Source organism: Bacillus sp. hwrm1 (assembly GCF_040207805.1).
In the GTDB taxonomy this organism is placed as follows: Bacteria; Bacillota; Bacilli; order Bacillales; family Bacillaceae; genus Bacillus; species Bacillus velezensis.
Genome location: NZ_CP157943.1, coordinates 268,759 through 282,677, shown reverse-complemented (window position 1 = coordinate 282,677; position 13,919 = coordinate 268,759). Strand labels below are relative to the sequence as shown.

Here is a 13,919-nt window from a genome sequence, read left to right as displayed (position 1 = left end):
TGAAAAAGATCAGGCAAGTCTCTGCCTGCCTGCGTAAAAACCTATTTTGCCGCAAAACGGAAAACATACCGTCACAACGGCGCATACTGCCGCAAAACTCGGTGTGACCGCCGAAGGAAACAGCCCAGCCGGAACCAGATTGAACAAAAAGACAAACATAAAACATAGATTCGGCACCATTGAAGCCCATACCGTCCGCTCAGCAAGCTTTTTGCCGCCAGCCCCGAACTCTTTGCCAGCTTGATAGCCGATTTGGAACCAATACAGCACATAACCGATCATAATCAGCCATACTGACATGGAAATCCCTTTCCACAGCGCGTCAACAGCGGGATGAATCCTCCACGCGTGCATCATCGTAATCATCGCCCCCATCACAAAAAGACCGCAGTTGCAGAACAGATAAAAGAGCATAAAAGTCCGCGCGGGCACCGCCGAAGCTTTTTGAAAAGCAGAGATAATCTCAGACGGAGTCCCCACTTCCCGCAGAATAAGCGCCATCGCTTCGCTTTCGGTTTTGCCTTTTTCCAGATGATCACAAATGGCATGATGAATATGGCTTTCGATTTCCTTTAATAATTCACGGCTTCCGGCCTTGCCTTCCAGCCCTTTTCTGATTTCCTGCACATAAAGGTCTTTATCCATTCTGCCCGCCCCGCTTCAGCATCCGGTCCATCAGAGCGGAGAACAGATTCCATTCCTTCGTCCGTTCGGCTAGAATGTTTTTTCCTTCATCGGTGATCCGGTAATATTTTCGGTCCGGCCCTTTGGTCTGCTTTTCCCAGTAAGAAGAAATATAGCTTTGGCGTTCAAGCTTATGAAGCGATGGGTACAGCGTGCCTTCCTTCATTTGCAGTTCATTCCCGCTTCTTTTCTCCATTTCTTTCACAAGTTCATACCCGTACATGGGCCGTTCATTCAGCAGCGTCAGCACCAGAATGACCGTGCTTCCCTTTACAAGCTCCCTGTTGAGCATTTATTTTCTCACCCTTACCTAGTAATCTTATGTAGGTATTGTACGCACATCCTCCGCGGCTGTCAAATCATTCCTCCAAGCCTTCCGTATTGTGATCGGAAGAAAATCTAACTATAATGAGATATAAAACACTGATGGAGGCCATTGATATGTCAATGCACAAAGCACTTACTATTGCCGGTTCTGATTCCAGCGGCGGCGCGGGAATTCAGGCCGATTTAAAAACATTTCAAGAAAAAAACGTATACGGAATGACGGCTTTGACCGTGATCGTAGCGATGGACCCGGAGAACAGCTGGGATCATCAAGTATTTCCGATCGATGCCGATACGATTCGCGCACAGCTGGCGACGATTGTTGACGGAATCGGCGTAGACGCCATGAAAACGGGAATGCTCCCTACCGTGGAGATCATAGAGCTTGCGGCGAAAACGATTAAAGAAAAACAGCTGAAGAATGTCGTTATCGATCCTGTCATGGTCTGCAAAGGAGCGAACGAAGTGCTGTATCCGGAGCATGCCGAAGCGCTTCGCACCCAATTGGCGCCTCTGGCAACCGTCATCACGCCAAACCTGTTTGAAGCAAGCCAGCTGAGCGGTATGGATGAATTAAAAACGGTGGAAGACATGAAAGAAGCGGCCAAGAAAATTCACGAACTCGGCGCGAAATATGTATTGATTACAGGCGGAGGCAAATTGAAACATGAAAAAGCGATCGACGTGCTGTATGACGGAGAAACCGCGGAAGTATTAGAAAGCGAAATGATTGATACACCTTACACGCACGGAGCCGGATGCACATTCTCCGCCGCCGTGACGGCAGAACTGGCCAAAGGCGCTGAAGTGAAGGAAGCCATCTATGCGGCAAAAGAATTTATCACCGCGGCAATCAAAGAATCCTTCCCGCTGAACCAATACATCGGACCGACTAAACATTCGGCGATGCGTCTTAGCGGAAAATAAAATAAATATCCCCCTCATTACCCGAGGGGGATTATTTCATTTTTTTCGCGGATGACCGCAAAAACATCTCAATAGACTGCACAAACAGCGCATATTCCTTCATCTGTTCATATGTATGCATCAGCCGATCACTCCATTCATTGTGCGGCTCAGCTCTCTTGAGCATGCGATTCAGCTGAAGCAATACTTCTTTATATTCTTCCCGCTTATCTTCCACTTGCTCTGCGGCTTTGACAAGTAAACATTTCGGCGTCATCTTCTGATTTTTCAAAACTGAGAAAACAACTCCTTTTATTCCTGGAATCATAGGCTTTCGTTTGAAGAATAGCACAGATGGCATAGGTTTCACATAAGAAAAAAGAACGATTTTCTACAAAAGTGTCCAAATTGAGCCATTTATTTCCGTTTTCCCTGCCGAAGTGACGGTTACGTCATCATTTCCCGGGAAAGGAAAATATCTGGCGCTGAATACCTCTTCTCCATCATTCAAAAACAATTCAATCGAGGATGCATCCAGAAAGAGCTGCACGGAATGCACCTCGCTGATGGCGCAGCTTCTCTTTTCTTTTTCTTCTCCGCTGAAAGCGGTGCGCTCCAGCACAGCCAGCCCCTCTTCCTGATGAAATATAAACCGGGCCGCCCCCCGAATTGAGATTTCAAAACCGGATTCGCAAGTGATGTCCTCCAGCAGCACTTCAGCCCGGGACGCATCTTTCACCGGGAGGCTTACAGACGAGCAATTCAATTGAAGACGGTGCTTTTGTTCATCCGTGCGGCGTGATTTCATTTCCGAAAGCGGGCGCTGTATGATTCTGCCGTTGGACAGTGACAGCTGTCTCGGCATCGTTAAGCAGTGAATCCAGTGATACGCATGGGTCGGATGTTTGTCCTCATGCTGATCCGGAACGCCCATCCACGCGAACAGAATCCTCCGTCCCTTATCATCTTCCAGCGTCTGCGCCGCGTAAAAGTCAAATCCTCTGTCAAGCTCCGTAAATTCACCGTGCTTAAATTCTGGCGGCTCTGTATGCAGCCTGCCGAGGAAATAGCCCGCCTGGTGGCTGTTATGATATTCTATCCCGTCAGCTTCAAGCCCCTGCGGACATACGAGCAGCACGTCGGTTCCGTCAAGGGAAAACAAGTCGGGACATTCCCACATATAACCGAATGACCCGAGACCGCCGGAGTCCGCCCCCGCAATCGCACCGAGAAACGTCCAATCCGTCAAGTTCTCTGATGTGAACAACACAGCGCTTCCGGTGAGCTTTTCTGTCTGCGCGCCAAGCACCATGTAATACGCTCCGTCTTTCTTCCAAACCTTCGGATCACGGAAATGAGCGGTATAGCCTTCCGGGAGACGCGCGACGACTCCTTTTTTTTCAAATGCGATCCCGTCTTCGGATTCGGCGAGGCATTGATACGTTTCCCGATTGCCTTCTCCGTCACGGACATTGCCTGTGTACATCAGGCAGAGCCGCCCGTCTTTTTCGATGGCGCTTCCGGAATAACAGCCGTTTTTGTCATACCACTCACCCGGCGCAAGCGCGATTTCTTCCTCTTTCCACTCAACGAAATCCTTCGTCGTCACATGCGCCCAAAATTTCGCGCCGTGCCCCGTATGAAATGGCTGCCATTGAAAAAACAAGTGATATACGCCGTTCCATTGGATCACGCCGTTCGGATCATTTAAAAGCCCGACCGGCGGCATAATATGATAGTTCTGGCGGTATGGATCTGACGCGGCTGTTTCTCCCCGCTTCTTTTTCGCTTCCTCAGCCTGCAGGCGCAGCTCTTGATCCGGTGTTCTCATTTGACGGCCTCCTTTTCTTTAGCTCCCATAATGTAAGCGGCAATAAACGCCGAGACAGAGGCGATGCCCATTCCGATCAGATAGTTTATAAGGTTTCCTAAACCGAGCGGAGCCGTGATGGCAATCATCGGAATTCCGGTCAGACCGTAGGCATTGGCGGCGACACCGGTCACCACGACATAGGCTCCGCCCAGCGCTCCGCCGATCATTCCCGCGATAAACGGCTTGCGGTATCTTAGGTTCACACCGAAAATGACTGGTTCGGTTACACCGAGAAAAGCGGAAAATGCGGCCGGCAGAGCGATTTCTTTCATTTTCGCTTTTTTCGTCAGAAAAAATACAGCCAGTCCCGCCGCGCCCTGAGCGACATTCGCCATCGACCAGATAGGAAGGATATAGTTTCTGCCCAAATCAGCGATGAGGCCGGCCTCAATCGCATGAAAGCTGTGATGCACACCGGTAAGCACAATAAGCGGATAAAGACCGCCGAAAAGCAGTCCGGCAACAATGCCCGCATGATCATACACATATGTCAGCGAGACGGTAATGCCTGATCCGATCGCCCTGCCAAGCGGACCGATTGCGATAAAGGTGATAAATCCTGTGACAATCACCGTGACAAAGGGCGTGACCAATAAATCGAATGCGTGAGGCACAATTTTTCTCGTGCCCTTTTCCACTTTGCTCATAATGTAAACGGCTAACAGTACGGGGATGACCGTCCCTTGGTAGCCGAGCAGCGCAATGTCGAAGCCGAAGAGCTGCATAAAATCAGGCGATGCATCCGCAAGCCCCCACGGATTCAAAAGCGCCGGATGGATCATAATTCCCCCGAGCACGGCACCGAGATAGGCATTACCGCCAAATTCCTTCGCCGCGCTGAACCCGATGAATACCGGCAGGAAGATAAACGCCGCGCTTGAAAACATGTCTAAAAGCTTAAACAGCGATGATTGTTCAGACACCCAGTGAAAAGCCTTCATCATGCCGAGCAGCCCCATTAAAAGTCCGCTTGCCACGATAGCCGGAATGATGGGAACGAATATGTTAGACAGTGTCTTCGCAAATCTTGCGGCCGGATTCAGCTTTTTTTTCGCTGCGTCCTGATGTGTCTCACGATCTTCCCGCCCCAAATCGGCTTCTTTTGAAAAAGCGTCATACACTTTATTCACGAGGCCGGTGCCGAATATAATCTGATATTGCCCCGAGCTGCTGAAAGCCCCTTTTACGCCTTCTATTTCTTCAATGCCGGCCTGGCTGATCTTCTGTTCATCTTGAATGACGAGCCTGAGCCGCGTCGCGCAATGTGTCGCGCTGATGACATTTGATTCCCCTCCGATATGTTTGATAAGCTGTTTTGCCGTTTCTTGATAATTCATGATGTATCCCCCTTTCTAAAATCAAAAAAGACCTAAAATTCGCCAACGAAAAAGGTCAGCATGATCCCTTTTTCATGTACGCAAATTTTAGGTCTTGCCTGCATTACCAGTCACAATCCCGCCGGATTCAGTTTTTTTAATGCGCTTTCATTCTATTTCATGATAGCGCTTTCGTCAATATGTTTTCAAAAAAAAAGTCTGTTTCTCGAAACAGACGCGTTATTCCGGGTTTTTTTGCAGACGCTGGACATGCAGCGTGATATAGCCGGCCTCGGATTCCGGCAGCTCCAAATCATATTCAGTTTTTAAAAACGCCGCCAGTTCAAGCGCACACCGATAAGCAAACGGATACTTTTTTTGGATGAAATAAAGCATCTCCTCGTCCATGGAATGGAGTGCTTCATTTGAGTCCAACCGGCTGACCGCATACCGTAAGTGCGTGACGAGGCGCTGATAGGAAATACTGTCTTCATCCACCTTCTGTTCGAAAAAGGATTCGATCTTTTCGATCATTTCTTTGATCATGGTTGTATGCTTCATCGCCGAATACATGCTTTTGGCATCCGCCTTGGCAGTGTGGATATGAAGCGCGATATACCCCGCCTCATCATCAGGCAATGATATACCGAGGGTTTGTTTCACGTGTTCAACCGCCCAGCGGCCGATCTCATATTCTTTTTTATAAAGCGCCTTAATTTCATGAAGCAATCGGTTATGCACCTGAAGGCCGTTTTGAATCCTTTCGATCGCAAAGGATAAATGGTCCGCCAGCGCAATGTGGATGTGATCGCTCAAAGGTGCCGCAAGCTCTCCCTCCGCATGGCTGATGATATCTTCAGCCGCCTCTATATGCTCTTCGGGAAGCGTTTCTAACACTTGTTTGAACTTTTCATTTTCGTCGTGCACGACAAATATTTTTTCAATTTTATGTTTTTGAATCACATCATTTTTTCTCTTTTGAAAAGCGATTCCGGGACCCATTACGATCTTTTCCCGTCCGTCTTCTTTTATTAACGCCGCATTGTTATTTAATACTTTGTCTATTCTCAAGAGGTTCGCTCCCGTTCATATGTTTAGTGGGATTGTACCCTCTTTTTCATATGATGTAAAGGTGCCGGACCCGCGCGCTCCCGTTTCGGCAATTCTTTGCGGACAGGCATCCATCGGTTTTTATCCAGCCTGCCGCGGGCCGATTTCGTTTCATCGGTCAAATCCGCCGATCGGACACGGCTCACAAACGAAAAAGCCCCAGCCGTCCGCTTCGCTTTCTTATGATAAGCCGCTTGGTTTCCGTACACGGCGGCTAATGGATATCTTCCGTTACCCGGCGCCATCCAGTTCATCAGAAAGACCATCCACACCCGTAAAGATACTAGCAAACGTTTCATTGCAAATCATCCCTCCGCTTCTTTTTGACAGACAGCTTGTTCGCAGGCCTGTTTTTCTCTCCGCTTTAACGGAAAAGGCGGCCGATCCTTCTCCGCTAAAAACTAGCGGGTCTAGCAACCCTATGACTCTATGATAGACGCGGCCGGGCGAATTGTTTGTCACAATATGAGTGAAAAAACAAACTAGTTTTCAGAAGTTTTGTTGAAAGCTGATGGAAATGACCTGAAAAATGGAAAAGCCGATAAAAAAAGTTATACACACTTTATCCCTTGGTTAAGCACAGCTTAAACACAGGATATATCCACATATCCACAAACTTGATCTATATTTTGTATAGGAACATTCGTTCCCAACAATATATATACACAAATTTATTCAGTTATGCACAGGATTCTGTGTATAACTCCCTCCTTATTCACAGACCAATTTCCATAAATGAGTCATATGTCACAAGGATTATTTTGAATTTTCAAGAAATATATACTAGATTTCTAATTTAGATAAAGAAAAAGGGGGAAACACGATTGAAAAAAGGAATCATCCGTTATCTGCTTCCGGCTTTTGTCTTATCCTTTACCTTATCCACAAGTTCACAGGCTGCGCCGGCTTCAAAACCGCAAACTCCTGATCTTGAGAAGGCTGAGGTGTTCGGTGACATTGATATGACCATCGGCAAACAAACGACAGTCATCGTGGAGCTGAAGGAAAAGTCACTGGCGGAAGCAAAGGAACTCGGCAAAGCACAGACAAAAAGCAAGCTGAAAAGCGAACGCGCAAAAGTGAAAAAGAAAGCGCTCAAAACCATTAAACACGGAAAAATTAACAGGGAATATGAGCAAGTGTTTTCCGGCTTCTCCATGAAACTCCCGGCAAATGAAATCCCAAAACTGCTGAGTGATCAGGATGTCAAAGCGGTTTATCCGAATGTCACCTATCATACCGATCAGCTCAAAGATAAAGACATCACCCTATCTAAGGATGCCGTGTCTCCGCAGATGGATGACAGCGCGCCTTATATAGGGGCAAATGACGCGTGGAAGCTCGGCTATACGGGTAAAGGCGTCAAGGTTGCCATTATTGACACCGGTGTCGAATATAAACACCCTGACTTAAAGAAAAATTTCGGACAATATAAAGGATACGATTTTGTGGATAACGACTACGATCCTGAAGAAACGCCGTCCGGTGATCCGAGAGGCGCGTCGACTGACCACGGAACTCATGTCGCGGGCACGGTAGCGGCAAACGGAACGATTAAAGGCGTCGCGCCGGATGCTACACTCCTTGCCTACCGTGTGCTCGGTCCGGGCGGAAGCGGAACAACGGAGAACGTCATCGCCGGCATCGAACGCGCCGTACAGGACGGAGCGGATGTCATGAACCTTTCTCTCGGCAATTCTGTGAATAACCCAGACTGGGCGACAAGCACGGCGCTTGACTGGGCGATGTCAGAAGGCGTCACGGCCGTTACATCAAACGGAAACAGCGGGCCGAACAATTGGACCGTCGGCTCTCCGGGAACGTCCAGAGAAGCCATCTCCGTCGGAGCGACCCAGCTGCCGCTGAACGAGTACGCCGTCTCCTTCGGTTCCTATTCCTCAGCGAAAGTAATGGGCTACAACAAAGAAGATGACATAAAAGCACTGAATAAAAAAGAAACAGAGCTCATAGAGGCGGGTATCGGCGAGCAAAAGGATTTTGAAGGCAAAGATCTGAAAGGAAAAGTCGCGGTCGTCAAACGGGGCAGCATTGCCTTTGTGGATAAAGCAGACAACGCCAAAAAAGCGGGCGCGATCGGTATGGTTGTGTATAACAATGCCCCGGGAGAAATTGAAGCCAATGTACCGGGCATGTCCGTGCCGACGATTAAGCTTTCATCAGAAGACGGCGAAACACTCGTCAGCCAATTAAAAGCGGGCGGCACAAAAGCGACATTCCATTTATCCGTGGCTAAATCGCTCACTGAACAAATGGCAGACTTTTCGTCACGCGGCCCGGTTATGGACACGTGGATGATTAAACCTGACGTCTCCGCTCCCGGCGTAAACATCGTCAGCACCATTCCGACTCATGATCCGGCCGACCCGTACGGCTACGGATCGAAGCAGGGAACGAGCATGGCTTCTCCGCATGTAGCCGGCGCAGCTGCCGTCATCAAGCAGGCCAAACCGAAATGGAGCCCGGAACAAATAAAAGCCGCTCTCATGAACACGGCGGAAACCTTAACGGACGCGGACGGTGACGTATACCCGCATAATGCGCAAGGCGCCGGAAGCATCAGAATCATGAAGGCGATCAAAGCAGACTCCCTTGTCGCCCCGGGAAGTTATTCTTACGGAACGTTTATGAAAGACAAAGGCAATGAAACGAAAAAAGAAACCTTTACGATTGAAAACCAATCGTCCATCAGAAAATCATATCAGCTCGAGTACTCTTTCAACGGCGCGGGCATTACCGTTTCGGGCACAGACCGGGTCGTGATCCCCGCTCATCAAACCGGAAAGGTCAATGCGAAAGTAAAGGTCAATGCCAAAAAAGTAAAGGCGGGCACCTATGAGGGAACCGTTACAGTGCGTGAAGGCGGAAAAACAGTCGCAAAAGTGCCGACGCTGCTGATTGTAAAAGAGCCGGACTATCCGCGCGTGACGTCAATCGACGTGCAGGACGGCACAACGCAGGGAACCTACCAAATTGAAACCTATCTTCCGGCGGGAGCCGAAGAGCTTGCCTTCCTTGTATATGACAGCAATCTTGACTTTGTCGGCCAAGCCGGCATCTACAAAAAGCAGGATAAAGGCTATCAATATTTCGACTGGAACGGCAAAGTCAATGGTGACACCGGACTGCCGGCAGGAGAATATTATATGCTGGCCTATGCCGCGAACAAAGGGAAATCAAGCCAGGTGCTGACTGAAAAACCTTTTATCATTGAATAACCGAACAACCCTGCTGGAGCATCAATCAGCAGGGTTTCTTTCTGATCATTCGGCAAAAGCTTCTCGAAGCAGGCGGTATGACTGAAGTTTATCTTCAAAATGATGAGTAATGGTTACAGCCATCACTTCTTCCGTTCCGTATGCTTTACTGAGAGCCAGAATCTGTTCTTTCACTTGTTGCTTCGTTCCGATGATCATTCGATTCCGATTATCGGCAATTCGTCTTTGTTCATACGGTGTATACGTATTTCCGCGGACGGTTTCGTAAGACGGTACGCCGTGAAGCGGAATCCCCTGTTCACCCGCAAGCAGCGTATAATCCATGACGGCCGCGAGTTCCTCCGCTTTCTCCTCCGTGTCCGCGCACAGCACAAACACAGCCACGGCCGTTTTTGGTTCTTTTCCTAATGCGGAAGGTTTAAATCTGCGCTTATATTGTGCTGTCGTGCTTTCTCCGCCTTCTCCATTAATAAAATGGGCAAACATATAGCCTGCTCCCATTTCTGCGCTCAGAAGCGCGCTTTCCCCCGAAGAACCGAGAAGCCAGACTTCCGGCGCCGTCTTAATAAGGGGTGATGCGGTCAGATTCGGAAAACGGTGATTGTCATCAGCTGTATCATGCAAATACATCGCCAGCTCACGAAGCTGCTGCGGATATTGATCAGCATTACGCTTCCCGCCGTCATTCAGCGCCCATGATGCGATCGGCATTCCGCCCGGCGCTCTCCCTAATCCGAGATCGATTCTGCCCGGCGTCAACCCTTCAAGCACGCGGAAATTCTCCGCCACCTTATATGCGCTGTAATGCGGAAGCATCACACCGCCCGAGCCTACACGAATCTCATTCGTTTTCGCCGCAATATGGCTGATCAGCACTTCAGGGCTTGAACCCGCCAACCGCTCTGAAAAATGATGCTCTGACACCCAAAACCTCTTATATCCAAGCTTTTCCGCCTCCTGCGCCAGTCTTACTGTATTCCGCAGAGCATTTTCCGCAGAAGACCCTTCTGATACAGGAGATTGATCCAATATACTTAATGAAATCATCACTGTCACCTCATCAACATCGTACCACTGCTAAGCCGTTTTTTCTTTCTGTATGCTTATAAGCATCCCTGATGATAAACATTTATATACCTTGTTCCATTTTGTCGAAATATGTTACACGTGAAACATAAAAACCTCTCCCGGTCAGGAGAGGTTTTTTCTTAATTCTTTTGAAAACCTTTATCTTTTACATATTGATTTAAATAGGTTCTCGGTTTTTGTTTCATGAACTGCAGGATTTGATCAGACCACGTTTCAACCCGCTTGCCGTTTGTCCGTTTATCATAATAAGCGGAAATGGTTTCATCATATTCCTTCATATAACTGCGGAAGTGTTCTTCATTCGTATCGTACGTGTTTTCATGATATACGGCTTGTTTCGGCAGGCGCGGCTTTTGACCGGACGGATGAGCGGGATGACCGACTACCAAGCCGAACAGCGGCAGCACATGGTCAGGTGTACCAAGCACTTCTGTCACCTGATCAAGTTCATTTCGAATGCCTCCGATATAACAAATGCCAAGTCCCATTGATTCCGCGGCAACACTTACGTTTTGTGCGGCAAGTGCGGCATCAATGACGCTGACCATAAACATTTCTGTATTCTCAAGAAGCTCGGTAATGTTTTCGCCTTTTTCCTCAGCAAGTTTTTTATGGCGGTACAAATCAGCGCAAAACACAAACAAGTGCCCGTTATTTTCGACGTAAGGCTGGTTTCCGGCCAGTGCCGCCAGCTTCCGCTTTTTCTCCTTATCGGTTACGCCGATGATGGAGTAAGCCTGCACGTAACTGGACGTTGACGCCGCCTGGGCGCTTTTCACTAATGTATCTATCTCTTCTGCTGTCAGAAGCTCGTCAGTAAATGATCGGATCGACCGATGATTAAGTATAGTTTCGATGGTATTGTTCATATAAAAGCCTCCTTCTCTCTATATCATATCCGAAAGGGAATCATGTCAAAAGCGAAATGCTCTAAACAAAAAAAGACAGCCCGAAAAACGAGCCGTCTCACATTAAGAATTAAACAAGTAGCTTTTATATTTCGTCAGCTGCACACTTGCGTTATATACGATCCCGAAGCTGATTAATGTAGAAAGCACCGAGCTCCCCCCATAGCTGACAAACAGCAGCGGAATACCGGTAACCGGCATAATGCCGATATTCATCCCGATGTTCTGGAAGGTGTGAATCACGATAAGTGCAGTAAATCCTACGCAAAAAAACGCGCCAAATCGGTTAAACGCATGCAAGCGGTCAATCAGCACCACAAGTCTGTAAATTAAAAAGAAAAACATGACAACCGCAATGGCGCAGCCTAAAAATCCAAAACTTTCACCCAAAATCGCAAAGATAAAGTCGGTCTGTCCCTCAGGTACGTACACCTTCAGATTATGAACGCCGTTGCCAGTAATGCCGCCCGATCCGATCGCCATAACGGCCTGATCCACCTGCCAGCTTTTATCGCTCTCTGCCTGAGTCGTTGCCGCACTGGAGTCAGACATCCACGATGTAATCCGGTTAATTTGATAATCCGCAATGCCGATTGAATTCGCCACATGGGGAAATTCAATCACGAGAACTAAGAAAAGGCCAAGCACAAGTGCGGCCGAACCGCCGATAATGGTGATCAGCTTCCAGTTTACACCCGACATAAACACCATCACCATAACGATAAACAGACAGATCGCACCCGTTCCGGCATCCTGCAAAACGATCATCCCGATCGGAATAACCGTCCATGCCGCAATTTTCAAAAGCAGATTCACATCTTCCCGAAGTGACCTTTGATCCTTCGGGCCCGCCTTCGATATAATGGACGCGACCATCATCATAATTCCTATTTTCGTAAACTCAGAGGGCTGGAGGGTAAAGTTTCCGATTTGAAACCAGCTCTTCGCTCCGTTTTTAATCGGCGCGATGGATTCCGGTGCCACACGCAAAAGGAGCAGCGACAGCACACCGGCAATCAATACGTACAGACTCAGTTTTTCAAGCTGCTCTAAATCAAAGTACAGCAATAATCCGATGAATCCCGCACCTATAACATAGAAGACAATCTGTTTCATCCAGGCACTGCCTCCGTACTGCCCGAACTGTCCGGCCGCATAAATCGCCGCAACACTAATTATTAAAAACACACCAAATATAAAAATCAAATCCCCCTGATAATAGGGATTTTGCTGTTTCTTATATCGACTCATTCTATCCCGCCTTACATTTTCATCGGAAGTCACTATTGTTTATTATACATGAACACCGTTCAAGAAAACATGTTGAGGTTGCTTCCTTTTTATTTTTTACGGTTTGGGGACTACACGACATATGACGTGTCAGAAAAGGAAATGTTTCGGTCATGATGAAACTTTTCCGATAAAAAACCCCTTCTCGTCAGAAAAGGGGTTTCAGCTTATGTTTAACGTCATAAACAAGCTGTTCGGGTCCTCTTTATAATGTGCAAACGGATCACAATATTGAAACCCGGCTTTTTCATACAGGCGTCTGGCGGGGAGAAAAGCCTCCATAGAACCGGTTTCCAAGCTGATCCGATGATAGCCCCGCCGCCTTGCTTCTTCAAGCATATGGCGGAGGATCCGGTTGGCAACGCCTTTCCTGACATGATGCGGAGAGGTTTTCATTGATTTGATCTCACCGTGCCGGCTGTTTAGCTCCTTTAAGGCACCGCAGCCGAGCAGGATGCCGTTTCCCCTCGCACTCCAAAACGTAACGTCAGGCTGACGCAGCCGGTCCGCATTGAGCGCATGTATACTTTCCGGAGGAGAATGCATGGTCATGCTCTTCAGATGATCCTGCAAAAGCGCAAAGACATCCGGCGCTGTGACATCTTCTTTCCTTACGTCCACTTCAAACCACCCTTGCTGTGCATATTTTCTTTGACCATAGCAAAGGTTCACAGCCTGCGCCATTCCATTGTCCGGAAATGTGACAGGGTATTTGGCCTTTCCGGTTTCTTGTACCTATCCAAAAATGAGGCAATAGTTGCAATACATTTCTCGAAAAAGCGGTATCAAAAATTGGAAAACATGGTATAATAATTGTAACAAAATGTTCAAAAAACGACCACAAAACAGACACATTTCATTCTCTGTATTTCATTTTGGAAACGCTCCCATAAAATGAAAGGAGACATGTAAGATGGACATGTTTTTTGCTTATTTACTGGTCGCGAGCGCAACACCCCTCTTTATCTGGCTGGATAACAAAAAAGTCGCTCTTTCGGCCATACCGCCAATTATTCTCATGTGGGTTTTCTTCTACTTTTACGCAACCAGCAGCCTATCCCCTCTCGGCCACACACTCATGATCATCCTGTTTGCCGTCAACGTCATCGTTGCCCATATCGCCGCCTTTATCATTTACGGCCTTCCGCGCCTGCGCCGGAGAAGAAGCCAATAAAGGCAC

General features: G+C 48.0%; 14 protein-coding genes. 3 read left to right on the top strand and 11 right to left on the bottom strand.

The window, feature by feature from the left end; all coding sequences use genetic code 11:
* Positions 1–9: 9 nt before the first annotated feature.
* Together ABK447_RS01455 and ABK447_RS01450 are read right to left on the bottom strand one after the other, a co-directional pair.
* Positions 10–645 carry a permease prefix domain 1-containing protein gene (locus tag ABK447_RS01455; protein WP_100001636.1) on the bottom strand — a complete coding sequence of 212 codons (636 nt, stop codon included), beginning with the start codon at positions 643–645 and terminating at the stop codon, positions 10–12.
* Entirely contained in the window at positions 638–976 is a 339-nt protein-coding gene (locus tag ABK447_RS01450; RefSeq protein WP_003150960.1) for a PadR family transcriptional regulator, read from the bottom strand. Before ABK447_RS01450 ends, ABK447_RS01455 begins: the two co-directional genes overlap by 8 nt.
* Before the next feature lie 149 nt (positions 977–1,125).
* On the opposite strand from ABK447_RS01450, the gene ABK447_RS01445 reads away from it, so the two are divergent.
* The gene (locus ABK447_RS01445; RefSeq protein WP_003150959.1) at positions 1,126–1,938 is read left to right on the top strand and encodes a bifunctional hydroxymethylpyrimidine kinase/phosphomethylpyrimidine kinase; all 813 of its coding nucleotides are present in this window, start codon (positions 1,126–1,128) and stop codon (positions 1,936–1,938) included.
* A 31-nt stretch (positions 1,939–1,969) separates the two neighbouring features.
* Here the strand turns inward: ABK447_RS01445 and ABK447_RS01440 are convergent, their stop codons facing one another.
* The 5 genes from ABK447_RS01440 to ABK447_RS01420 form a co-directional block, all read right to left on the bottom strand.
* Positions 1,970–2,245 carry a hypothetical protein gene (locus ABK447_RS01440; RefSeq protein WP_042635591.1) on the bottom strand — a complete coding sequence of 92 codons (276 nt, stop codon included), beginning with the start codon at positions 2,243–2,245 and terminating at the stop codon, positions 1,970–1,972.
* A gap of 63 nt (positions 2,246–2,308) precedes the next feature.
* Complete coding sequence (locus ABK447_RS01435) at positions 2,309–3,748, bottom strand: sucrose-6-phosphate hydrolase (RefSeq protein ID WP_100001638.1); 1,440 nt, start codon at positions 3,746–3,748, stop codon at positions 2,309–2,311.
* Positions 3,745–5,127: a sucrose-specific PTS transporter subunit IIBC gene (locus ABK447_RS01430; protein WP_020958006.1), complete on the bottom strand. Its 1,383-nt coding sequence runs from the start codon at positions 5,125–5,127 to the stop codon at positions 3,745–3,747. Before ABK447_RS01430 ends, ABK447_RS01435 begins: the two co-directional genes overlap by 4 nt.
* A 219-nt stretch (positions 5,128–5,346) precedes the next feature.
* Complete coding sequence (locus ABK447_RS01425) at positions 5,347–6,177, bottom strand: PRD domain-containing protein (RefSeq protein ID WP_007407705.1); 831 nt, start codon at positions 6,175–6,177, stop codon at positions 5,347–5,349.
* A 23-nt stretch (positions 6,178–6,200) separates the two neighbouring features.
* Positions 6,201–6,515, bottom strand: coding sequence for a hypothetical protein (locus tag ABK447_RS01420; RefSeq protein ID WP_003150952.1), 315 nt, complete (start codon positions 6,513–6,515; stop codon positions 6,201–6,203).
* A gap of 525 nt (positions 6,516–7,040) precedes the next feature.
* Between ABK447_RS01420 and ABK447_RS01415 the strand changes: the two genes are divergently transcribed.
* Positions 7,041–9,452: a S8 family serine peptidase gene (locus ABK447_RS01415; RefSeq protein WP_221663917.1), complete on the top strand. Its 2,412-nt coding sequence runs from the start codon at positions 7,041–7,043 to the stop codon at positions 9,450–9,452.
* A 45-nt stretch (positions 9,453–9,497) separates the two neighbouring features.
* Here ABK447_RS01415 and ABK447_RS01410 read toward each other — a convergent pair whose 3' ends face one another.
* The 4 genes from ABK447_RS01410 to ABK447_RS01395 form a co-directional block, all read right to left on the bottom strand.
* Positions 9,498–10,499, bottom strand: coding sequence for an LLM class flavin-dependent oxidoreductase (locus ABK447_RS01410; RefSeq protein ID WP_039063808.1), 1,002 nt, complete (start codon positions 10,497–10,499; stop codon positions 9,498–9,500).
* Positions 10,500–10,660: 161 nt separating this feature from the next.
* The gene (gene nfsA / locus ABK447_RS01405; RefSeq protein WP_007407708.1) at positions 10,661–11,410 is read right to left on the bottom strand and encodes an oxygen-insensitive NADPH nitroreductase; all 750 of its coding nucleotides are present in this window, start codon (positions 11,408–11,410) and stop codon (positions 10,661–10,663) included.
* Positions 11,411–11,512: 102 nt separating this feature from the next.
* A complete protein-coding gene (locus ABK447_RS01400; protein ID WP_007407709.1) occupies positions 11,513–12,700 on the bottom strand; it encodes an FtsW/RodA/SpoVE family cell cycle protein in 1,188 nt (395 codons plus the stop codon).
* Between the two features lie 201 nt (positions 12,701–12,901).
* Positions 12,902–13,360: a GNAT family N-acetyltransferase gene (locus ABK447_RS01395; protein ID WP_061047005.1), complete on the bottom strand. Its 459-nt coding sequence runs from the start codon at positions 13,358–13,360 to the stop codon at positions 12,902–12,904.
* Between the two features lie 292 nt (positions 13,361–13,652).
* On the opposite strand from ABK447_RS01395, the gene ywcE reads away from it, so the two are divergent.
* A complete protein-coding gene (ywcE, locus tag ABK447_RS01390; RefSeq protein ID WP_003150937.1) occupies positions 13,653–13,913 on the top strand; it encodes a spore morphogenesis/germination protein YwcE in 261 nt (86 codons plus the stop codon).
* Positions 13,914–13,919: the final 6 nt, after the last annotated feature.

Excerpts from the sequence above, each read along its gene's own strand:
- ABK447_RS01435 (WP_100001638.1), bottom strand. The coding sequence starts at position 3,748 with ATGAGAACACCGGATCAAGAGCTGCGCCTGCAGGCTGAGGAAGCGAAA.
- ABK447_RS01420 (WP_003150952.1), bottom strand. The coding sequence starts at position 6,515 with ATGAAACGTTTGCTAGTATCTTTACGGGTGTGGATGGTCTTTCTGATG.
- ABK447_RS01440 (WP_042635591.1), bottom strand. The coding sequence starts at position 2,245 with ATGATTCCAGGAATAAAAGGAGTTGTTTTCTCAGTTTTGAAAAATCAG.
- ABK447_RS01450 (WP_003150960.1), bottom strand. The coding sequence starts at position 976 with ATGCTCAACAGGGAGCTTGTAAAGGGAAGCACGGTCATTCTGGTGCTG.
- ABK447_RS01400 (WP_007407709.1), bottom strand. The coding sequence starts at position 12,700 with ATGAGTCGATATAAGAAACAGCAAAATCCCTATTATCAGGGGGATTTG.
- ABK447_RS01410 (WP_039063808.1), bottom strand. The coding sequence starts at position 10,499 with ATGATTTCATTAAGTATATTGGATCAATCTCCTGTATCAGAAGGGTCT.
- ABK447_RS01455 (WP_100001636.1), bottom strand. The coding sequence starts at position 645 with ATGGATAAAGACCTTTATGTGCAGGAAATCAGAAAAGGGCTGGAAGGC.
- ABK447_RS01445 (WP_003150959.1), top strand. The coding sequence starts at position 1,126 with ATGTCAATGCACAAAGCACTTACTATTGCCGGTTCTGATTCCAGCGGC.
- ABK447_RS01430 (WP_020958006.1), bottom strand. The coding sequence starts at position 5,127 with ATGAATTATCAAGAAACGGCAAAACAGCTTATCAAACATATCGGAGGG.
- ywcE (WP_003150937.1), top strand. The coding sequence starts at position 13,653 with ATGGACATGTTTTTTGCTTATTTACTGGTCGCGAGCGCAACACCCCTC.
- nfsA (WP_007407708.1), bottom strand. The coding sequence starts at position 11,410 with ATGAACAATACCATCGAAACTATACTTAATCATCGGTCGATCCGATCA.